Origin of the sequence: Pelagibius sp., assembly GCF_965227505.1 — a bacterium.
In the GTDB taxonomy this organism is placed as follows: Bacteria; Pseudomonadota; Alphaproteobacteria; order Kiloniellales; family Kiloniellaceae; genus Pelagibius.
In genome coordinates this window covers 185,640-204,774 of the sequence record NZ_OZ245757.1, presented here as the reverse complement: position 1 = coordinate 204,774, position 19,135 = coordinate 185,640, and the positions used below count along the sequence as shown (strand labels likewise).

The following is a 19,135-nucleotide window of genomic DNA, read 5'->3' as shown; positions in this document are numbered from 1 at the left end:
GATGCCCGAAGCCCTCGCCGCCGCCCTTACTTCGGTTTTCACGTTTGAGGTCTTGCTGACGATCCTCCTGTCCGCGCTCTACGGGCTCTTTGTCGGCTCCATCCCCGGGCTCACGGCCACCATGTCGGTGGCGCTGCTGGTGCCCATCACCTTTTTCCTCGACCCCGTGCCGGCGGTGGCCGCCATCGTCACCACCACGGCAACGGCCATCTTCGCCGGCGACATTCCCGGCGCCCTGCTGCGCATTCCAGGCACCCCCGCCTCCGCCGCCTATGTGGACGAAGCCTTCACTCTGACCCAGCGCGGCGAAAGCGAGAAGGCGCTGGGGGCGAGCCTGGTGACGGCGGCCATCGGCGGAATCATCGGCGTGCTGCTGCTGACGCTCTTCGCCAACCAGCTGGCCGGCGTGGCCGTGCGCTTCTCCTCCATGGAGTACTTCTGGCTCGGCTGCCTGGGGCTCACCTCTGCGGTCATGGTATCGGGCGGATCGGTGGTGCGCTCCGCCCTCTCTCTGCTCATTGGCCTGATGATCTCAACCGTGGGGATCGATATCGCCACCGGCCATCCGCGCTTCACCTTCGGGGCGATCGATCTGCTGGACGGCGTCTCTTTCATCCCCGCCATGATCGGTATGTTCGCCCTGAGCCAGGTCCTGCGGACCGTGACCACGGACCTGCAGACGGAAAGCCGGGTCTCGCCGATCGGGTCCCTCTTCGGCTACATGGTCGGCACGGTCCGGCGCTACTGGCTGAACATCATCCGCTCCAGCCTGCTGGGCAACGTGCTGGGCGCCCTGCCCGGCGCCGGCGCCGACATCGCCGCCTGGATCGCCTACAGCATCTCCAAGCGCTTCTCCAAGAAGCCCGAGAAGTTCGGCAAGGGGTATGAGGAAGGCATCGTCGATGCCGGTTCCGCCAACAACTCCGCCGTCGCCGGCGCCTGGACGCCGGCGCTGGTCTTCGGCATCCCCGGCGACTCCGTTACGGCCATTGCCATCGGCGTGCTGATGCTGAAGGGCATCACGCCGAGCCCGCGCGTCTTTCAGACCGACGGCGATTTGGTCTACGCGATCTTTCTCGCCTTCATCATCGCCAACCTGCTGCTGCTGCCGCTGGGCAGCCTGGCGATCCGTCTCGCCCGCCACGTGCTGACCATCCCCAAGCGCGTCCTCATGCCGCTGATCCTGGTGTTCTCCATCCTCGGCGCCTTCGCCGTCGACAACACCACCTTCTCTATCGGCATCATGCTGGTGCTCGGCCTGCTGGCCTATTTCATGGAGAGCAACGACATCCCCATCGCCCCGGCGATCCTCGGCATCGTGCTGGGCAAGGTGATCGAAAAGAACTTCCTTATCACCATGATCAAGACCGAGGGCGACCTGCTGGGCTTCTTCAGCCGCCCCATCGCCGCCGGCCTGGGCGCCGTCACCGTGGCGCTGTGGCTCTATCTCTGCCTCGCGCCGCTGCTGCGTGCGATGAGGAATAAAAGACAAACAAAACAAAGCGAAAGCGAGAACCCTTCATGAGCGCACTCAAGAAACGCATGGCCTCCAAGACGCCCACCTACGGGGCCTGGCTGCAGTTCGCCTCGGCCAACGTGGCCGAAGCCCTGGTGAACGCGGGCTTTTCTCTGGCGCTGATCGACAACGAGCACGCCGGTGCGGACCTGGAGACGACGCTCGCGATGATGCGGGCCATCGAGGCGGGCGGCGGCGAAGTCATCATCCGCGTACCCTCAGGCGATCCGATCTACCTGAAGCGCATCATGGAGCTTGGGCCCAGCGGCCTCTTGATTCCGCAGATCAACACCGCCGAGGAGGCAGAGGCCGCCGTCGCCGCCTGCCGCTATCCGCCCCACGGCCGCCGCGGCTTTGCGCGCACGGTGCGCGCCTCGCGTTACGGGCAGCGCGCGGGCTATTCCGACTGGGCGCACGAGACCCTCACCATCATGGTGCAGATCGAGACCCGGGAGGCGATGGGAAACCTGGAGGCCATCGCCGCCATCGAGGGCATCGACATGCTGTTCATCGGCCCCTACGACCTCTCCGGCGCCGTCGGCCGCCTGGGGGAGACCGACGGTCCGGAGGTTCTGGCCGCCATCGCGAAGATCGAAGCCGCCGCCAAGGCCAGGGGCCTCGCCCTCGGTTCCGTGCCGCGGGCGGACGCCGGCGTCCAGGCCCTCTTCGACCAGGGTTACAGCCTGGTCATGGGCGTCTCGGACGTCGGCGCCCTGCTCTCCGGCCTGCAGGCGGAGGCCGCGAAGATCCCGGAGGCGGTGCGGCTGATCGGCAGTTGAGCAGGACGTCGCTATCGGCGAGCATGCCGCCATGACCATGAGCGAACGGGCAAAGGCGCTGGCCGGCCTGCACTACAACATCTCCGATCCCGAGTTGCGGGACCTACGCGCGAACATCCGCAAGGCGCTGCATGTCCACAACCACGCGGTGGGAGACGAGGACGCGGGCCTGACCCCGGCCCTGCGCGCGGCCCTGGGCGGCGTGGGCCGCAACGTCTTTATCGAAACCCCGTTTCACTGCGCCTATGGCGTCAACCTCTTCCTCGGCGACGACGTCTATATCAACGCCGGCTGTGCAATCCTCGACTGCGGGCGGGTGGAGATCGGGTCCAAGACCATGCTCGGCCCGGCGGTGCAGATCTACACCGCGATCCACCCGCTCGACCCGGTCGAACGGGCGACCGGCGTCGAGACCACGGCGGCGATCACCCTGGGCCGCAACGTCTGGGTCGGCGGCGCCGCCGTCCTCCTGCCCGGTGTCACCATCGGGGAGAACGCGGTCGTCGGCGCCGGATCGGTGGTGGTGAAGGACGTGCCGGCAAACACCGTGGTGGTCGGCAACCCGGCGCGGCCGGTGAAAAAAGTGACGGACTGAGCCCTCGGCTACACGGTTCGGTACGGAACAGGAAAACGAAAGCTCAGCAGTAGGAGGCTTTTGGCGGAGCGGGTGTCACCCCCACCCCAACCCTCCCCCATCGAAGGGGGAGGGGGATACTGTAGCAGCGGCGCAGAGAACGCCCCTCCCCCCTTGATGGGGGGAGGATGGGTGGGGGGTGAGTTGCACGCCCCGCTGGTTGCCTGTTGTCCGCGCCGGCAGCAAAGGGGGGAACGTCGGGTCTGTCTGGACTACAGTCATGCCGACCCGCCCAGCGGCAGAGGGAGCATCACCATGACCGAACGGATCGAAACCGGAGCCTGCTTCTGCGGCGCGATTGCCGCGGAGCTGCGCGGCGAACCCATCTGGATCGTCTACGATCACGACGACGATTGCCGCCGCGCCATCGGCAGCCCCCTGACGGTCTGGATCGGCTACCGGTCGGATCAACTGCGCTTCACCCGCGGCACGCCCAAAACCTTCTCGAAGACAAGAGGGATCGAACGCAGCTTCTGCGCCGACTGCGGCACGTCGATCGGCTATTGCGACGCGGGCCTACCCGGCGAGGTCCACCTCTGCATCGGCTTCATGGATCATCCGGAGCGCTTTCCGCCCCAGGCCCATTCCTTCTGGCCGCTCAAGCTGCCCTGGGTGGAGATGGCCGATACCCTGCCCCGCCTTGACGCCACGTCCCGACGGCGCGCCGCAGCCTTCGGCGACCCGGCCACACGCAAGTGCGGGTAGCCGGCCGTTGACCCCAGAAGAACTGGCGGAGCGGCATCCGCGCCTGTTCCATGTGACCGAGCCAGGCGCGCATGAAAGCATCCGGCGGCACGGCCTCTTGTCCACGCGGGCACTGCTCGAGCGTTTCGATGTTCCGGCGGCGGAGCGGGAACGGCTGGCAACGACCCGGCGGCCGGAGGCCGTCCCGCTGCATCACCCCGAACACGGCACCGCCGTCCTGAACGACAACCTGCCGCTCTCCGAGAAGGCGCTGCGGACCTGCCTCGACGACGGGCTGACGCCGGCGGACTGGCTGGGCATCCTGAACGCCAAGGTCTTCTTCTGGGCCGACGAAGCCGGCCTGCAACGGCTGTTGGGGGCACGCATGAACCGGGGACGGCAGCGGGAGGTGCTGATCTTCGACACGCACCGTCTCGCCGAGGCCCACATCGACAGCCTCTGTCTCAGCCCCATCAACTCCGGCGCCACCCTGCGCCGGGCGGCCCGCCGCGGACTTGCCACCTTTTCCCGGGCCAAGGACTACAGCTACCCTCAGTGGCGCCGGCTCAGAGGCCGCTCCGACCGCATTCTGGAAGTGACGGTCGACAACGCCGTGCCACGGGCCGCCGACTTCCTGCTCGACGTCCGCCTTGCGCCCTAAGGCGTCACCGCCGCAGAGCTAGAACGACACGCAGTTCGCGCTGTCGACGCGCATGACGCTTTCCTGGTCGAAGCGGTCTTTGTAGGCGGCGCGGATGTCCTCGATCTTGGTCTCGCTTTCCTCCGACGGGAAGTAGAGGATCACCAGAACGATGGAGCCTTCCTTGGCGATGACGCCCTGGCTGTTGCGCCACTGGCCGTAGCCGCGCAGCACCGTGAGGCCGTCGGGAAAGCGCGGCGTCACCTCCTCGTCCAGGAAGTTGCCCCAGGCCGCGTCGCTCACCGTCGAGCCGTCTTTCTTCGTGGTGCCGAAGTAGAGTTCCAGCCGCGCCATGGAGAGGTAGTCGGTCTGGCAGGCAGGCATGGCGACCTGGGCCACGCTGGGCGCGGGTGCAACGACAACGGCGACCGCCAGGAGCACGGCGGGCAAAAAGGCAAAAGTGAAGAAGCGCGGCAGGCTCATCGGTGCTGTCTCCTTTGCGGTGAGACGGCAACTATAGCCCGATCCTGGGGCGGCGCGGCAAGATCTTGACGCGCGCTTGAGCAGTCAGGTCATGACGCGCGCACTGCCGGACACCCGGATGGAACTGCCCCGCTCCCCGGGGATCTCCACGATCAGGTGCGAGGGCGCGCCCATGTCCTCCCCTTGGAAGATCTCGATACGCCCGCCGTGGGGCCAGCCGATGTCGCGCAAGGTGCCCGCCAGGGCCGCCGCCGCCGCGCCGGTGGCCGGATCTTCCAGCACGCCGCCGGAGGCGAAGGCGTTGCGGGCATGGAAGCGCTGCTCGCCCTCGGCATGGACCAGCGCGATGGTGACGAGGCCCGCGTCGTTCATCAGCTTGCGCCCGGCATCCAGGTCGTAGGACATGGCGGCCAACGTCACCCGCTCCTTCAGGCCCAGCACGATGTGGGTCGCCCCGGCTTCGGCAAAAGCCGGCGGAATACGCGGGTCGAGGTCATCGTGAGTCAGGCCGAACAGCGCGAGGCTGCGTTCAAGCAGGTCTTCATCGAGGGGCCGGCTGCGGGTCGGCGGCGACTGCAGCGCGCCAGAGACCGCGCCGCCGTTCTGGCGCCCCTCGACCGTGATCTCCGCCTCGTTCAGGGTCAGCGGGAAAACGCCGTCGCCCTGCTGCATTGCCAGCGCCGCGCCGAGGGCGATGGTTGCATGGCCGCAGAACGGCACCTCGGATTCCGGCGAGAAGTAGCGCACCCGCCAGCCCTCGCCGTCGGGTGCCGCAAAGGCGGTCTCGGAAAAGCCGACCTCGGCGGCGATGCGCTGCATCTCCGCGGTCTCCGGCAGGGCGTCGCCGATGGCCACCCCGGCCGGATTGCCCCCTTCGGGCCCCTTGGAGAAAGCGGCAATGCGGAGCACGTCCATGGCTGCAGTCCTTTTGAGCGATCAGAAATGAAGGGTCCCGGGGGCTCGCCGGCGCCCGGGAGAGAACGCCAACCGTAGCCCCGGCGCTTCGGCCTTTACAGGGTCTTTCGAAGGTGTTTGGCTCGTTTCATCATTGATCTTGAAGGCTCTGAATATGAAAACCTTACAAATGAAAGGCGCCGGCCTGGATGCCGTGGACGTCGCCTTGATCGAGGCACTGACGGAGAACGCGCGGCTTTCCATGCGCGACCTCGCGGGACGGGTCGGCATGTCGGCGCCCAGCGTGACCGAGCGGGTGCGCCGGCTGGAGGACGTCGGCGTGCTGCGCGGCTTCACCGTCGATCTGGACAGCAAGGCGCTGGGCTACGGCCTCCAGGCCATCGTCCGCATCAAGCCCCTGCCCGGCCAATTGCACAAGGTCGAAGAACTGATCCGCAAGATTCCCCAGTTCGTCGAGTGCGACAAGGTCACCGGCGAGGACTGCTTCATCGCCCGACTCTGCGTCGCGGACATCGACAGCCTGGACGGCCTGCTGGATGCGGTCGCCGACCGGGCGGAGACCAACACCGCCATCGTCAAAGCCACGCCGGTGCCGCGCCGTCTGCCGCCGCTACCCGTTGGACGATAATGCTTCGGCAGCTTTGCGGCTCAGGAGCCGCCGGCAGGCTTTCTCAGCGCCAGGCGATAGACTTCGAATCCGTGCGCCGCAAAGAAGGCCTGCGCCCGCTCGTTGCTGGCCCAGGTGTCCAGCGCGATTTCCTGAAAACCGCCGTCCAGCGCCGCGCTCTGCACCTCAGCCATCAGCACGGCCGCCACGCCCCGGCGCCGGAATTCCGGGCGCACGAAGAGATGGTGCACCAGCAAACGCGCAAGCCTGGGCTTCAGGGCATTGGCTGGGCGGTGCTGGGCCTCGTACCAGAGATAGCCTGCCGCGGCACCGTCCAGCTCCGCGAGGACGATGCGGTTGTCCTTGTTGCGCAGCAGGGCCGCGAAGAACCTCTCCACCTTCCCTTTGTCTGCCGGATAGAGAAAGTCGTCGGGATAGGCTGATGCATGCTGGCGCTGGATCTCGTCGTTGAGATCGGCCAGCAGCGGCAGGTCTTTAGCGGTGGCGTCGCGGATCGTGGCGGTCATGGATGCATGTTCCCGAGGCGGCGCACCACCAAGAAAGCGGCCATCGCCAGCAGAGTCAAGGCGAGCCCGCCGGCGATGAAGGCGGCGCCGACCGAGTAAAGCGCCGCAACGGCTGCGCCGATGAAGGGCGCCACCAGCATGACGCTCACCGTCACTGCCTCGCAGGTGGAGGTGACCCTGGCAATCCGCTCCGGCGTCGCCTCCATCTGGATGATGGTGCGGAACGGCACGACGACCGCCGCCGTCGCCGCGCCCAGGACCGCGAAGATGCCGATGTAAGCCAGCCAGGGCAGATCGAAAGCCGCGCCCGGCGCAACGCCAAGGCCGATGGCCAGGGGGCCGGAGATCAGGTAGCCGAGCCCCATGAGCACGAAAGGGTTGCACCGGGCGCCCCAGGCGCCGACCGCCAGCGAGGCCAGGACGCCGCCGCCCCCCGCCGCCGCAACCGCCAGACCGAAGACGCTCTCGTCATAGCGCAGCGCCAGGGTCAGAAGCGGGATCAGAGCGTCGTAGAGAAAGAGAAAGAAGTAGCCCATGGCCATGAGCGCGAGGCCGGCCAGCAGTGCCGGCTTGTGACGAAACTCTGCCAGCCCCTCCCGCACGTCGCCGAACAGCGAGCGCGGCTCGTGCGAAGGCATGGTGGAGCGCAGCCGCCGGCCCAGCCCCAGCAGCATGGCCGCAGCGAGCAGAGACACGGCAGCGTTTGCCAGCAGGATTTCCTGGGGCGCCAGGAACAGCAGCAGCAGGCCGCCCAGGGCCGGGCCGGCAACCTTGGAGGTCTGGTTGATGGCATGGCTGATGCCGTTGGCCGCCATCAGGTCCTGCGCCGGTACCAGAGCCTGGATCGCCGCCTGCTTGGCGGGCGTGTAGAAGGCATCGGCACAACCGCGTGCGAAGACGATCAGCAGAAGCACCGTTGCGTTGGGCGCAAAGGCCGCAGCGAAGGTGGCTGCCGCGCGGCCGAGGTTGCTGAACACCAGAACCCGCTTCAGGTCGGCGCGGTCGGTCAGGGCTCCAGCAAGCGGGCCGATCAGCACATAGGGCAGCCCCATGGCCGCCGCCAGCAGGGCAAAGGCCATCGGGCCCTGCTGCCAGGTAAAGGCCAGCAGCGCACCGACGGCTACGAAGTCCAGCCAGTCGGCGAAGTCCGCCGGCACCTGCGCGCCCAACAAGCGCGGCAGGCCCGGGTGTGCGGTCGCCGCCGCAAGGCCTCCCGCTCTAGCCATGGACCGGACCCCGTGTTTTCAAACCGCTAGGCTCGCGGCGCCGTTGTCCCCGTCCCTTCGGGCGTCAGACTGAACGGCGCCGGTATGGCCGCGCCGGCGGCCGGCGCCGAGGGGTCCGACGCCCCCCAGCAGGTGCCGGTCTCGGGATCGCGCAGCACGCCGGAGGGGCAGGAGTAGAGTTTCGGAAAGACCATCAACTGCGCCACCTCCAGCTCGAAGACCTTGGCCAGTGCGGCCACCCCGTCCGTGCCCATGGCCGGGTTGACGCGCACCGAGCCCCGGGCCGAGGCGTCGATGCGCGGGCTGTGGAAGGCCTCCTCCAGGCTGATCCCGTAGTCCAGCAGCAGGGCGGTGATCTGCGCGGTGCAGGGCACGATGTGGTTGGCGCCGGAGGCCCCGACGGCAAAGAGCGCCTGGCCGTCGCGGGTGGCAATGGTCGGGCACATGTTGGACGAGTTGATCCGCTTCCCGCCGGCCATGGAGACAGGGTTGCCGGGGCGCGGATCGAAGTAGGAGACCGAGTTGTTCATCAGGATGCCGGTCTGGGGCAGGACGACACCGCTGCCGAAGCGGTTCAGCAGGGTATAGGTGAGCGCCACCATGTTGCCCTCGGCATCGACGGCGGACATGTGGGAGGTACAGCCGCCCTCTTCCGCTCCTGCGGCAGCGAGACCGACCTTGCGCTTGTGGGTGGCGAAGGCCTGATCGAGGCCGCGGGCATAAGCGATCCAGGTATCCGGACCAACCGCCTCGCCCGGCGTGAACGCGTCCTCCAGGTACGCCAGCATGTCGAGCAGCCGCGCCCCGCCGGAGGTCTCGCCCGCGGTATGGATCGCGGCACCCCGGTGGCTGCCGCTGAGCGGCGCGTGCTGCTCGACCGTGTAGCCCGCCAGGTCTTCGATAGTAATGCGTGAGCCCCCGGCCTTGAGGTCGGCCGCGATCTTCTCGGCCAGCGAGCCCTGGTAGAAACTTTGCGGCCCCTCTGCAGCCAAGGTCTTGAGAGTAGCCGTCAGCGCCGGCAGCGGGCGGTAGGTCTCCGGCAGCGGCGGCGCGCCGTCCGGCAGATAAATCGCCGATGCCGCGGGGTCCCGGCGGATCAGGTCCATCGCCAGTGCGACCTGCAGGGTTGTGTGCCAGTCCACCGGCAGGCCCCGTTCCGCCAGCGCGATGCCGGGCGCCAGCACCTCGGCCCAGGACAGGCGGCCGTGAGCGGTCAGTGCCGCCGACAGGCCCGCCACGGCCCCCGGCAGCGTGATGGCGCCGTAGCCGCGCACGTTTGCCTGGTCCCTGACCCCCGGATAGCCCATGAGGGACGCCGGCTCGGCGGGGTCCAGCGGGTAGTCCGCCGGGTCGATGGCCTCGGCCAGAGTACCCTGGAAGTTGAACACCCGCGCTTCCCGGTCTTTCGCCAACCAGACCACGAGGAACCCGCTGCCGCCCAGGCCGCACATCCAGGGCTCGACCACGTTGAGGGCCATGGCGCAGGCCACCGCGGCGTCAACCGCGTTGCCGCCCTGCGCCAGCATCGCGGCACCGGCGCGCGCCGCCATCCAGTGCTGTGCGGCGACCGCACCATCCGGCGAAGAGACCGCCGGCTTGCGGACCTGCCATTGTTCGACGTTTTCGTTCACGCGGGCTAAGCTCCCTATCTTGTCGTTGCGGGTCTTGTCGTTGCGGGTCTTGTCGTTATGCGTTCGGCGGTGCCGGGGGGAGAGAGTCGATGAGTTATGATATCAGAGAGATGCCGCCACAGGTGAGCGCGGGGTTGCTGGAAAAAGCGGCACGCGCGGAAACCGCGACCATCGGCCATCGCAGGCACCTGGGTTTCGTCGACAAGGCGATCCAGGGCGTGCTTTCCACAGGCGCCTTTCCCGTGCAACGCATTGCCGGCACCGCCGTCACCCTGGCCTTGCCGGGCCAGGACTCGACCCTGCTTCACCACGTGATCCAGTTCCTGCGGCCCGGCGACGTTCTGGTTATCGACCGCCTCGGCGACCACAAGCACGCCTGCCTCGGCGGCGGCGTGGCGGCGGCCATCAAAGCGACCGGTTGCGCGGGGGTCGTCATCGATGGCCCCTGCACCGATCTGCCGGAGATCGAAGACCTCGCCCTGCCGGTCTGGTGCCGGGGCGTCGCGCCGATCACCACCCGGCTTTACGATATCGGCGGCAGTTTCAACGTGCCGGTCTGCTGCGGCGGCGCCGTGGTCACCCCCGGCGATCTTTTGATCGCCGATTTCTCCGGTGTGCTGGTTATGCCGCCGGCAGAGGCCGAGAGCGATATCGACTGGGCGCTCGGCAAACAGGAAGGGGAACTGGAGGGCCACAAGCGCCTGCTCGCCGGCGAGAAGCTCGGCGAGCGGACCGGCGCCAGCGCGATGGTGGCGGCCAAACTCGGGGCTTAGGGCCGCATGCCCTTCCGTTCGCCGCCGCGCCCTCTCAGCAGTGCCTCGTCCGGTCGCGTCCTTGGCTTCGGCAGGACCAGCAGCCCGGCAGCGAAGATCACAGCCATGCCGACCAGCGTCTCCCTGTCCGGAAGCTCCGAAAAGAACAGCGCGCTCCAGACGATGGCGAAGATCAGGTAGGAATAGTCGAAGGTCGCAACGATCACCGGCGGACCGGACTGATAGGCCTTGGCGGCAGCCGCCGCTGCCCCGACGATCAGGACGGCCAGCACGGCCATGAGCGCCCAGTCCTGCCCACTCAGGGCTACCCAGGGGCCAAGCACGAAAGGGCTCACCGCCGCCGTCTGCGGGCTGAAGTCCAGGAGTGCGACGCCACCGCTCGCAACCATTCCCGAGGCCAGGAGCATGGCATTCAGGCACAGCGCCAGAACGAAGGGGCTTTCGTTCTGGCATCTGCCACGGGTGATGATCATCGCCAGCGCGTAGCAGACCGCCGCGAGGATCGGCAGCAAGGTCGCATAGGAAAAGGCATCGCTGCCGGGCTTGACGACGATCAGAACGCCGACGAACCCCATGGCGATGGCAAGGCCGCGCCTCGGGCCGACCGGCTCCCCGATCAGGATGGCCGAAAAGAACGCGATGAACAGCGGCGCCGTATACATCGCCGCCGCAGCCACCGGCAGGCTGAGAAGAGGCAAAGAGACATAGAGCGCGATCCACATAGTCATCTGGAGCAGGCAGCGCAGGAAGACCCAGCCGGCGTTTCCCGGACCGATCGCGACAGCCTGACGAAGCCCTCCCAGAACAAGCAGGCAGAGGGGGATCGCCAGAAGAGACCGGGTCACGAAGATCTGCCAGAGCGTCAGATCGGCGCTGATCCATTTCACGACCGCATCGCCGAAGGAGATCATCAGCACTGAGGCAACGATCATGGTCACGCCCACAAGGGTCGCATCGGGGCGGCTGGCAGGGCCTGGCGCCATTGTTGTGCTCCGGAATACAGTGGATTTATCAGTTCTGGTAAAGAATGGTTCGTGCTACCCTTCTCTTTCAAATGAGCTTTCGGCTGTTTAACATTACCAATAGTTATGAATAAGCTCGGCAAGGCACTGCCCCCTCTGACCAGTCTTCTCCCCTTCGAAGCGGCGGCCAGACTGGAGAGCTTCACCCGCGCCGCGGAGGAACTGCACCTGACCCAGGCGGCGGTCAGCCGGCAGATCCGCGCGCTGGAGGAGGATCTCGGCGTGAAGCTCTTCGAGCGCCGGCATCGGGCCGTGTTCCTGACCCAGGCCGGCCAGGACTTCAGCCGCATCGTCTCGGAAAGCCTGGAGAGCATGGCCGCCGGTGCCGGCGAACTGCGCGGCAAGCGGCGCGATGGCGAGGTCGTTCTCTTCGCCGAGCTCTGCTATGCTTTCTACTGGCTGATGCCCCACATCTCCGCCTTTCATCAGCAGCATCCGAGGATCGACGTCCGGATCACCGCCTCGACGCGGCCGGTCGCGCTGTCGGACGACGATTTCGACGTCGCCATTCAGACCGCCGAGAGGGCTTGCGGCCCGCACCGGCTGGTCTTCACGGCAGCCGACGAGGTCTTCCCGGTCTGCAGTCCGAGCTACCTGAAAGACGAGGACACACCGCTATCGCTGTCTGATCTTGCGGCACAACGACTGCTCCACCACTCTGTCGACCCGCAGGACTGGATCGAGTGGGACGACTGGCTGCAGGCGGTTGGGGCCAACCAGCGCGTCGGTCACGACGGCAGCGTTTTCGACAGCTATCCGGTCATGATTCAGGCGGCGGTGGAAGGCCATGGAATCGGGCTTGGCTGGCGGCGCGCCGTGGGTAAGCTGCTGGAGTCCGGCCAATTGATCAGGCCTTTCGATCAATCTGTGGTACGGGGCGAGGAAATCGCGGTCTACCGCCACCACAAACGCCAGCTGCGGCCCGAAATGAAAGCGCTGCTGTCCTGGCTGGAGGGCGAACTCGCGTAGTCGACGGATTGGGGTCATGGATTGGGTGTTGAACAAGCGTAACAGTCGATGAAGGCCCTGGTCACCGGCAGCAGCGGCCATCTGGGCGAAGCCCTTGTCCGCACGCTCAGAGGCGCAGGGCACAACGTTCTGGGCCTCGACATCCTGCCATCACCCTTCACGGACCGGGTGGCCTCCGTCACCGACCGCGAGGCCGTCCGCCAAAGCATGGCTCGTGCGGACGTGGTCTTCCATACCGCCACACTGCACAAACCCCATGTCGTCACCCACAGCCGGCAGGACTTTGTCGACACCAACATCACCGGCACCCTGAACCTGCTCGAGGAAGCCGTGGAGGTCGGCGTGGAGGCCTTCATCTTCACCAGCACGACCAGCGTCTTCGGAGACGCGCTGGTACCGGGGCCGGGTGAGCCCGCGGCCTGGATCACCGAAGACGTCGTTCCCCAACCCAAGAACATTTACGGCGCGACCAAGGCTGCGGCGGAGGATCTCTGTCAGCTCTTTCACCGCAACCAGGGTCTGGCCTGTCTCGCGCTGCGGACGTCGCGCTTCTTTCCGGAAGAAGACGACAGTGCGGCGGTCCGCGACGCCTATGCGGATGAAAACATCAAGACCAACGAGCTTCTCTATCGCCGCGCCGACCTGGCGGACATAGTCGACGCCCATCTGGCGGCGGCGCGGCGTGCGCCGGAAATCGGCTTCGGCCGCTACATTATCTCGGCAACCTCGCCTTTCGCGCAGCGCGACCTTGCGCCGCTGCGCGGCGAAGCGGCCGCGGTGATCGGACGCCTCCATCCAGAAGCTGGAACAGTCTACGATCAGCTTGGCTGGCGGCTCCCGGATGCGATCGACCGGGTCTACGTGAACGCGCGCGCGCGCCGGGACCTTGGATGGCGTCCGCGGTACGACTTCGCCCGGGCCATCGCGTTGCTGCGCTCCGGGCAGGACCCGCGCAGCCCCCTCGCCCGGCTGGTCGGGTCCAAGGGATACCATGCCGAGACCTTCGACCAAGGTCCCTATCCGGTCGAGGAGGACAAACGACGGCAGGGTTGAACCGAAGCGCATCCTGCGATATTCGTTTATGACATAAACAATCTTGGCCGCTGCGGCGGACCGGACACCAAGCGACCGAACCAGCGGTCGCCCAGACTGGGAGGAACCGATGAAGCGATTGACCACCCTTGCCGTCGCGGCCTTGGCCCTGACTGCTCTGTTCAGCGCGGTCGTGCCTGGCCCGGCCACAGCGCAGGAGGTGACCCTGAGGGTTCACCACTTCTTGCCGGCGCCGGCACCCGTGCCGAAAAACTTCATTACCCCTTGGGCTGAGAAGGTCGAGGCGGAGTCCGGCGGCCGCATCAAGGTGGAGGTCTATCCCGCCATGCAGCTGGGCGGCAAACCGCCGGCCCTTTTCGATCAGGCCAAGGACGGCGTGGTCGACATCGTCTGGACCCTGCCCGGCTACACCTCCGGCCGGTTTCCCGGCACCGAGGCCTTCGAACTGCCGTTCATGCCCGCCTCGGCCGAGAACACCAGCAAGGCGGCCTGGGACTTCTTTGAGAAGTATCTGAAGCCGGAGTTCTCCGCCGTGCAGGTCCTCGCGGTCCACGTCCACAGCCCCGGCCTGCTGCACGTGAAGGGCGACGGCGTCTCCAGGCTGGAGGACATGAACGGCCTGAAGCTGCGTGGCCCGACCCGCCAGGTGAATGCCTTGCTCTCCGCCCTCGGCGCCACGCCGGTGGGCATGCCGGTGCCGGCGATGCCGGAGGCGCTTTCCAAGGGCGTCATCGACGGAACCGTCATTCCCTGGGAGGTCACCACGCCGCTGAAGGTGGCGGAACTGGTCAACAGCCACACCGACTTCGACTCCGCGCGCGGCTTCTACACCGCCTTCTTCGTCTTCGTGATGAACAAGGCCCGCTACGACGGACTGCCGGACGACCTGCGGGCGATCATCGACGCGAACTCGGGCCGCGAAACCTCGGCCTGGGTCGGCCGGGTCATGGACGAAGGCGACGCGCCGGGCATCAAGGCCGCCGAGGCGGCAGGCAACGCGATCCGCAAGCTCGCACCCGAGGAGGTCGAGCGCTGGAAGGCCGCCGCCGCGCCCCTGGCCGAGGCCTGGATCGCGGAGATGAATGGCCAGGGCTACGACGGCGCGGCCATGGTGGCCGATGCCAAGGCGCTGATCTCCAAGTACGCCGGCGAAGAGTGAGGCCGAGGCGCTTCGTCACAGCGCCATGGCGTATCCTTCGAGGCTTCGCTCCGCTCCGCACCTCAGGATGAGGTTGGTCTTGGATCTCAAGGCACGACCTCATGCTGAGGAGGGCCGAAAGGCCCGTCTCGAAGCATGCTGCACCGGTCTCCGCCGCTGCGCTTTGGAATAGGGCCCTGAAGGTCGTGGTGCGGCAACAGGCTGCCAGCACTCACGTGAGGAGACTTAGTCATGACCGTTCTTGTTTCCGGGGCCGGCATCGGCGGCCTCACCCTGGCGCTCAGCCTCCATCAGGCAGGCATTCCCGTACGGGTCTTCGAAGCGGTGAAGGAACTGAAGCCGCTGGGCGTCGGCATCAACCTGCAACCCCATGCGGTGCGCGAGCTGACCGAACTCGGCCTGCTGGAGGATCTCGACCGGATCGCGCTGCGGACCCGCGAGGTGGCCTATTTCTCCACCGGCGGCAGGCTGATCTGGAAGGAGCCGCGGGGCCAGAGCGCCGGCTACGACTGGCCGCAGTTCTCCATTCATCGCGGCAAGCTGCAGATGATGCTGCTGGAGACGGCCCGGGCGCGACTGGGACCGGAGGCGGTCCGCAGCGGCACGGCCGTCGAGGGCTGGCGGGAGACGGCCGAGGGCGTGGAGGTCGACCTTTCCGAGCGGGAGACCGGCAGGTCTCTTGGAACCGAGCGCGGCAGCCTCTTCGTCGCGGCCGACGGTATCCACTCGACGGCCCGGGCAAAGCTCTATCCCGACGAAGGCCTGCCGGTCTGGGGCGGCATCATGATGTGGCGTGGCGTCACCCGCGGCCCGCGCTTCCTCGGCGGCGCTGCCATGGCCATGGCCGGCTGCAAGGCACGCAAGTTTGTCTGCTATCCCCTTTCCGAGGAGGGAGAGGACGCCGTCATCAACTGGATCGCCGATCTGGCGATGCCGCCGGACACCCTCTGGAAGCGGGAGGACTGGAACCGCAAGGGCGCACTGGAGGACTTCCTGCCGCGCTTTGCCGACTGGCACTTCGACTGGCTGGACGTCCCGGCGATCATCCGCCAGGCCGAAAGCGTCTACGAGTACCCCATGGTCGACCGCGATCCTCTGCCCCGCTGGACCCATGGCCGCATGACCCTGCTGGGCGACGCGGCCCATGCCATGTATCCCATCGGCTCCAACGGAGCGACCCAGGCCATCATCGATGCACGGGTGCTCACACGTGAACTGATCCAGAGAGGGCTTTCGGCGGAGGCGCTCTCCGCCTACGATGAGGAGCGCCGCCCGGCCACGGCAAAGATCGTCACGGCCAACCGCGGCGACGGGCCGGACAGGGTCCTCGACATCGTCGAGGAGCGGGCACCAGGGGGATTCGAGAAGATTGAGGACGTACTCAGCCATGAAGAGCTGGACCGCACCGCGAAAGCCTACAAGCACATCGCCGGCTTCGATGTGGAAACGCTGAACGCCCGCCCGTCGATCGTCGCCGTCTGATCCGTGACCAGCCCGGAGGCAGCGGGGGTCGCTCCCCAACTGGAAGCCCGCATCGGGCGCGCACTCGGCGCGGTCTGCCGCGTCCTGGCTCTGGCCGGCGGCGTGGTTCTGACCGGCATCGCGCTGATGACCGTGGTCTCGATCATCGGGCGCGGCTTTTCCTTTGCCGGGTTGGGGCCTGTCCCCGGCGATTTCGAGCTGGTGGAGGCGGGCTGCGCCGTCGCTGTCTTTGCCTTTCTGCCCTGGTGTCAGTACCGCCGCGGCCATGTCACCGTAGATATCTTCATCTCCCGCCTGCCGGTACGGGCCCAGGCCTCGCTGGCGATGATCGGCAATATCGCCCTTACCGCAGCCGCCGGGCTGATCGCCTGGCGGCTCTGGTTCGGCATGCTCGACAAGTTCTCCTACGGCGAAACGACCATGATCCTGGGCTTCAAGCTCGGCTACGCCTACGCGGCAGCCTTTCCCGGTGCGGTCTTCTTCGCGCTTGTCTGCCTCTACACCGTCTGGCGCAGCCTCAATGAGGCGATCCGCAGGCAGGAGACGCGATGAGCGGCCTTGCCCTCTCCGCCCTCGCCTTTGCGGTGATGCTGGGCCTGATCTTCCTGCGCATGCCCATCGGCGCGGCCATGCTGCTGACCGGCCTCGCCGGTACCTGGATCGTGACAGGAACGCCAGTGCCGGTTCTGGCCCAGATGAAGTCGCTGACCTACGACACCTTCTCCAGCTATTCGCTCTCCATCGTGCCGCTTTTTCTGCTGATGGGTCAGTTCGCGGCCAAGTCCGGCATGTCGGAGAGCCTGTTCCGCGCCGCTGCCGACTGGCTGGGCCACCGCCGTGGCGGTGTCGCCATGGCCGCCGTCGGGGCCTGCGGCGGTTTCGGCGCGGTCTGCGGCTCCTCCCTGGCCACCGCCGCCACGATGGGTCAGGTCGCCCTGCCGGAAATGCGGCGACTGCGCTTTTCCGATGCGCTCTCCACCGGCGTGCTGGCGGCCGGCGGCACGCTGGGCATCCTGATCCCGCCCTCGGTTATCCTGGTGATCTATGCCATCCTGACCGAGCAGAACATCATCAAGATGTTCGTCGCTGCCCTGATCCCCGGCATCCTGGCGGCGCTGGGCTACATGGCCACGGTCGCCATCTACGCCCGGGTAAGACCGGAGGCCGCCCAGACCGCCCCCCGCGTGCCGTATCGGGAGCGCTTCCGCGCCCTGGCCGCCATCTGGCCGGTGGTCTTCATCTTCGCCCTCGTCATCGGCGGCATCTATCTCGGCTGGTTCACCCCGACCGAAGCGGCGGCCATCGGCGCCGTGGCCACCGGCGCCTATGCCCTGGCGGTCGGACGCCTCAGCCACCGCGATTTCGTCGACTGCGTCCTGGGCGCTGCCTCCGCAACGGCCATGATCTTTTTCATCGTGCTGGGCGCGCAGGCGCTGAACACCTTTCTTGCCCTCACCCAGACGCCCCAGGCCGCCGCCGACTGGGTCACGGCGTCCGGGCTCTCGCCCTGGGTTGTGCTGACCCTGATCCTGGCCTGCTACCTGGTCTTCGGCTGCGTCATGGACTCGCTCTCCATGATCCTGCTCACCATCCCGATCTTCTTCCCCATCGTCATGGCCCTGGACTTCGGCCTGACGCCGGAGGAAACGGCCATCTGGTTCGGCATCCTCGCGCTGATGGTGGTGGAAGTCGGCCTGATCACACCCCCCGTGGGCCTGAATCTCTTCATTATTCATTCCCTGGCGCGCGATATTCCTTTGAGCGTCACCTATCGCGGGGTGGCGCCCTTCGTGCTGAGCGATATCCTGCGTATTGTGATCCTGGCCGCCTTTCCCGGGATCACGCTGTGGCTCATGCGGGCGATGTTCTGAAATGACGCGCCCACCGCAACACCTGGACTACGGCCTGTTGAACGGCCTGGGCGGGCACCTGTTCCGCCATGCCTTCCTGCGCGGGCAGCAGGTCTTCTCCGAGGTCTTCGCCGACCAGGCCATCACCCCGCTGCAGTTCATGACTCTGGAACTGGTGATGCTGAACCCCGGGGTCACCCATAAAGACATCTGCGCCGCCATGGCCTCCGCCCCCTCGGTCATGACGACGTCGCTGAAGCCGCTGATCCGCGACGGCGTCCTGCTGCGGGAGCGCAAGACCGGCGACGGCCGGTCGATCGGCTACCGACTCTCGGCCAAAGGCGAAACCTGGTTCAAGACCATCCGCCCCCAGATCGACCTGGCCGAGGACAAGCTCTTCGCCGGGCTCAGTGGCGCGCAGCGCCGCGCGCTTCTGGAGGTCGTCCGTCAGCTTACGGAGCGCGATGCTTTGAGCGGATACACAGAACCCGAAGGCCGTCGCGCCCGGCGCTGACCCGCGCGGCTGCGGCCTCAGGGTTTGTAAGGCTCAGCGCTCGGCGAGAGCCAGGCGCAGGCCGAGCAGGCCGAAGGCGCCGGCAAAGCCGCGCCTCAGCCACAGCATGACCCTGGGCTTTGAGATCACGTAGCGGCGGGTCGCCGAGGCGAAAGCACCGTAGCCGACGAAAACGATGAAGGTCAGCGCCATGAAGGTGGCCGCCAGCACCAGCATGGAGGCGGTGGCGTTGGGCGCTGCCGCGGGGACGAACTGGGGCAGAAAGGCCAGGAAGAAGAGCGACAGTTTCGGGTTCAGAATGTTGAGCAGGAAGCCGTTGACGATGACCTTGATGCCGGAAACCGACGCACTGCGCTCCGAAACCTCCAGGCTGCCTCCTTCCCGCAGAATGCCCCAGGCCATATACAGCAGATAGGCGACGCCGAGATACTTCACGATCTGGAACGCCAGGGCGGAGGTGTGCAGGAGGGCCGCCAGCCCCGCGATGCTGGCCGCGATATGCGGCAGAATGCCCAGGGTGCAGCCGAAAGCCGCCAGGATACTGGCCTGCCAGCCTTTGCTCAGTCCATAGGCCAGGGTGTAGATCACGCCGGTCCCCGGCAGCAGAATGACCACGATGGAGGTCAGCAGGTATTCGGCGGACATCGGAGATCCCTTCAGCGGCAGGCAGC

The 19,135-nt window shown here is 67.0% G+C and carries 21 protein-coding genes; 14 read left to right on the top strand and 7 right to left on the bottom strand.

The window, feature by feature from the left end:
- Position 1 precedes the first annotated feature (1 nt).
- The 5 genes from ACO06P_RS00955 (at position 2) to ACO06P_RS00935 (ending at position 4,274) form a co-directional block, all read left to right on the top strand.
- The gene (locus tag ACO06P_RS00955; RefSeq protein WP_420348144.1) at positions 2–1,525 is read left to right on the top strand and encodes a tripartite tricarboxylate transporter permease; all 1,524 of its coding nucleotides are present in this window, start codon (positions 2–4) and stop codon (positions 1,523–1,525) included.
- Positions 1,522–2,295: an HpcH/HpaI aldolase family protein gene (locus tag ACO06P_RS00950; RefSeq protein WP_420348143.1), complete on the top strand. Its 774-nt coding sequence runs from the start codon at positions 1,522–1,524 to the stop codon at positions 2,293–2,295. The genes ACO06P_RS00955 and ACO06P_RS00950 overlap by 4 nt, the downstream gene beginning before the upstream one ends.
- A 31-nt stretch (positions 2,296–2,326) precedes the next feature.
- On the top strand, positions 2,327–2,890 hold the full coding sequence (locus ACO06P_RS00945) for a sugar O-acetyltransferase (RefSeq protein ID WP_420348142.1): 564 nt from the start codon (positions 2,327–2,329) through the stop codon (positions 2,888–2,890).
- Between the two features lie 294 nt (positions 2,891–3,184).
- Positions 3,185–3,634, top strand: a complete 450-nt coding sequence (locus ACO06P_RS00940; RefSeq protein WP_420348141.1) for a GFA family protein — start codon at positions 3,185–3,187, stop codon at positions 3,632–3,634.
- Positions 3,635–3,641: 7 nt separating this feature from the next.
- Positions 3,642–4,274 carry a DUF7002 family protein gene (locus ACO06P_RS00935; RefSeq protein WP_420348140.1) on the top strand — a complete coding sequence of 211 codons (633 nt, stop codon included), beginning with the start codon at positions 3,642–3,644 and terminating at the stop codon, positions 4,272–4,274.
- 18 nt (positions 4,275–4,292) lie between these two features.
- On the opposite strand, the gene ACO06P_RS00930 is transcribed toward ACO06P_RS00935, so the two are convergent.
- Together ACO06P_RS00930 and ACO06P_RS00925 are read right to left on the bottom strand one after the other, a co-directional pair.
- Complete coding sequence (locus ACO06P_RS00930) at positions 4,293–4,736, bottom strand: DUF3574 domain-containing protein (protein WP_420348139.1); 444 nt, start codon at positions 4,734–4,736, stop codon at positions 4,293–4,295.
- Positions 4,737–4,820: 84 nt separating this feature from the next.
- Complete coding sequence (locus ACO06P_RS00925; protein WP_420348138.1) at positions 4,821–5,651, bottom strand: PhzF family phenazine biosynthesis protein; 831 nt, start codon at positions 5,649–5,651, stop codon at positions 4,821–4,823.
- Positions 5,652–5,805: 154 nt separating this feature from the next.
- Here ACO06P_RS00925 and ACO06P_RS00920 point away from each other — a divergent pair, with 154 nt between their 5' ends.
- Positions 5,806–6,279, top strand: coding sequence for an Lrp/AsnC family transcriptional regulator (locus ACO06P_RS00920; protein WP_420348137.1), 474 nt, complete (start codon positions 5,806–5,808; stop codon positions 6,277–6,279).
- 20 nt (positions 6,280–6,299) lie between these two features.
- Here ACO06P_RS00920 and ACO06P_RS00915 read toward each other — a convergent pair whose 3' ends face one another.
- Genes ACO06P_RS00915 through ACO06P_RS00905 form a run of 3 tightly spaced genes read right to left on the bottom strand, consistent with a single transcriptional unit; the run spans position 6,300 to position 9,642 of the window.
- Positions 6,300–6,785 (bottom strand): GNAT family N-acetyltransferase, encoded by a 486-nt coding sequence (locus ACO06P_RS00915; RefSeq protein WP_420348136.1) that lies wholly within the window; start codon positions 6,783–6,785, stop codon positions 6,300–6,302.
- The gene (locus ACO06P_RS00910; RefSeq protein WP_420348135.1) at positions 6,782–8,011 is read right to left on the bottom strand and encodes an MFS transporter; all 1,230 of its coding nucleotides are present in this window, start codon (positions 8,009–8,011) and stop codon (positions 6,782–6,784) included. The genes ACO06P_RS00915 and ACO06P_RS00910 overlap by 4 nt, the downstream gene beginning before the upstream one ends.
- A gap of 26 nt (positions 8,012–8,037) precedes the next feature.
- A complete protein-coding gene (locus ACO06P_RS00905) occupies positions 8,038–9,642 on the bottom strand; it encodes a gamma-glutamyltransferase family protein (protein WP_420348134.1) in 1,605 nt (534 codons plus the stop codon).
- A gap of 89 nt (positions 9,643–9,731) precedes the next feature.
- Between ACO06P_RS00905 and ACO06P_RS00900 the strand changes: the two genes are divergently transcribed.
- Positions 9,732–10,415, top strand: a complete 684-nt coding sequence (locus ACO06P_RS00900; RefSeq protein WP_420348133.1) for an RraA family protein — start codon at positions 9,732–9,734, stop codon at positions 10,413–10,415.
- On the opposite strand, the gene ACO06P_RS00895 is transcribed toward ACO06P_RS00900, so the two are convergent.
- Complete coding sequence (locus ACO06P_RS00895) at positions 10,412–11,398, bottom strand: DMT family transporter (protein ID WP_420348132.1); 987 nt, start codon at positions 11,396–11,398, stop codon at positions 10,412–10,414. The two genes, ACO06P_RS00900 and ACO06P_RS00895, sit on opposite strands and share 4 nt — an antisense overlap.
- Positions 11,399–11,503: 105 nt before the next feature.
- On the opposite strand from ACO06P_RS00895, the gene ACO06P_RS00890 reads away from it, so the two are divergent.
- The 7 genes from ACO06P_RS00890 to ACO06P_RS00860 all read left to right on the top strand — a co-directional run bounded on the left by ACO06P_RS00890 (position 11,504) and on the right by ACO06P_RS00860 (position 18,464).
- Entirely contained in the window at positions 11,504–12,406 is a 903-nt protein-coding gene (locus ACO06P_RS00890; protein WP_420348131.1) for a LysR substrate-binding domain-containing protein, read from the top strand.
- Between the two features lie 48 nt (positions 12,407–12,454).
- A complete protein-coding gene (locus ACO06P_RS00885) occupies positions 12,455–13,459 on the top strand; it encodes an NAD-dependent epimerase/dehydratase family protein (RefSeq protein WP_420348130.1) in 1,005 nt (334 codons plus the stop codon).
- A gap of 109 nt (positions 13,460–13,568) precedes the next feature.
- Positions 13,569–14,618 (top strand): TRAP transporter substrate-binding protein, encoded by a 1,050-nt coding sequence (locus ACO06P_RS00880; protein ID WP_420348129.1) that lies wholly within the window; start codon positions 13,569–13,571, stop codon positions 14,616–14,618.
- A gap of 231 nt (positions 14,619–14,849) precedes the next feature.
- Positions 14,850–16,100, top strand: coding sequence for a flavin-dependent oxidoreductase (locus ACO06P_RS00875; RefSeq protein WP_420348128.1), 1,251 nt, complete (start codon positions 14,850–14,852; stop codon positions 16,098–16,100).
- A gap of 3 nt (positions 16,101–16,103) precedes the next feature.
- Positions 16,104–16,652 carry a TRAP transporter small permease gene (locus ACO06P_RS00870; RefSeq protein WP_420348127.1) on the top strand — a complete coding sequence of 183 codons (549 nt, stop codon included), beginning with the start codon at positions 16,104–16,106 and terminating at the stop codon, positions 16,650–16,652.
- Positions 16,649–17,971: a TRAP transporter large permease gene (locus tag ACO06P_RS00865; RefSeq protein ID WP_420348126.1), complete on the top strand. Its 1,323-nt coding sequence runs from the start codon at positions 16,649–16,651 to the stop codon at positions 17,969–17,971. Before ACO06P_RS00870 ends, ACO06P_RS00865 begins: the two co-directional genes overlap by 4 nt.
- Position 17,972: 1 nt before the next feature.
- Positions 17,973–18,464, top strand: a complete 492-nt coding sequence (locus ACO06P_RS00860) for a MarR family winged helix-turn-helix transcriptional regulator (RefSeq protein WP_420348125.1) — start codon at positions 17,973–17,975, stop codon at positions 18,462–18,464.
- 33 nt (positions 18,465–18,497) lie between these two features.
- Here ACO06P_RS00860 and ACO06P_RS00855 read toward each other — a convergent pair whose 3' ends face one another.
- On the bottom strand, positions 18,498–19,109 hold the full coding sequence (locus ACO06P_RS00855) for a LysE family translocator (RefSeq protein WP_420348124.1): 612 nt from the start codon (positions 19,107–19,109) through the stop codon (positions 18,498–18,500).
- Positions 19,110–19,135: the final 26 nt, after the last annotated feature.

What these genes read in the sequence shown, in the direction of transcription:
- ACO06P_RS00910 (WP_420348135.1), bottom strand. Translation starts at nt 8,011, where the DNA reads ATGGCTAGAGCGGGAGGCCTTGCGGCGGCGACCGCACACCCGGGCCTG.
- ACO06P_RS00865 (WP_420348126.1), top strand. Translation starts at nt 16,649, where the DNA reads ATGAGCGGCCTTGCCCTCTCCGCCCTCGCCTTTGCGGTGATGCTGGGC.
- ACO06P_RS00920 (WP_420348137.1), top strand. Translation starts at nt 5,806, where the DNA reads ATGAAAACCTTACAAATGAAAGGCGCCGGCCTGGATGCCGTGGACGTC.
- ACO06P_RS00880 (WP_420348129.1), top strand. Translation starts at nt 13,569, where the DNA reads ATGAAGCGATTGACCACCCTTGCCGTCGCGGCCTTGGCCCTGACTGCT.
- ACO06P_RS00890 (WP_420348131.1), top strand. Translation starts at nt 11,504, where the DNA reads ATGAATAAGCTCGGCAAGGCACTGCCCCCTCTGACCAGTCTTCTCCCC.
- ACO06P_RS00930 (WP_420348139.1), bottom strand. Translation starts at nt 4,736, where the DNA reads ATGAGCCTGCCGCGCTTCTTCACTTTTGCCTTTTTGCCCGCCGTGCTC.
- ACO06P_RS00855 (WP_420348124.1), bottom strand. Translation starts at nt 19,109, where the DNA reads ATGTCCGCCGAATACCTGCTGACCTCCATCGTGGTCATTCTGCTGCCG.
- ACO06P_RS00925 (WP_420348138.1), bottom strand. Translation starts at nt 5,651, where the DNA reads ATGGACGTGCTCCGCATTGCCGCTTTCTCCAAGGGGCCCGAAGGGGGC.
- ACO06P_RS00945 (WP_420348142.1), top strand. Translation starts at nt 2,327, where the DNA reads ATGACCATGAGCGAACGGGCAAAGGCGCTGGCCGGCCTGCACTACAAC.
- ACO06P_RS00900 (WP_420348133.1), top strand. Translation starts at nt 9,732, where the DNA reads ATGAGTTATGATATCAGAGAGATGCCGCCACAGGTGAGCGCGGGGTTG.
- ACO06P_RS00915 (WP_420348136.1), bottom strand. Translation starts at nt 6,785, where the DNA reads ATGACCGCCACGATCCGCGACGCCACCGCTAAAGACCTGCCGCTGCTG.
- ACO06P_RS00875 (WP_420348128.1), top strand. Translation starts at nt 14,850, where the DNA reads ATGACCGTTCTTGTTTCCGGGGCCGGCATCGGCGGCCTCACCCTGGCG.
- ACO06P_RS00940 (WP_420348141.1), top strand. Translation starts at nt 3,185, where the DNA reads ATGACCGAACGGATCGAAACCGGAGCCTGCTTCTGCGGCGCGATTGCC.
- ACO06P_RS00885 (WP_420348130.1), top strand. Translation starts at nt 12,455, where the DNA reads ATGAAGGCCCTGGTCACCGGCAGCAGCGGCCATCTGGGCGAAGCCCTT.
- ACO06P_RS00860 (WP_420348125.1), top strand. Translation starts at nt 17,973, where the DNA reads ATGACGCGCCCACCGCAACACCTGGACTACGGCCTGTTGAACGGCCTG.
- ACO06P_RS00950 (WP_420348143.1), top strand. Translation starts at nt 1,522, where the DNA reads ATGAGCGCACTCAAGAAACGCATGGCCTCCAAGACGCCCACCTACGGG.
- ACO06P_RS00895 (WP_420348132.1), bottom strand. Translation starts at nt 11,398, where the DNA reads ATGGCGCCAGGCCCTGCCAGCCGCCCCGATGCGACCCTTGTGGGCGTG.
- ACO06P_RS00955 (WP_420348144.1), top strand. Translation starts at nt 2, where the DNA reads ATGCCCGAAGCCCTCGCCGCCGCCCTTACTTCGGTTTTCACGTTTGAG.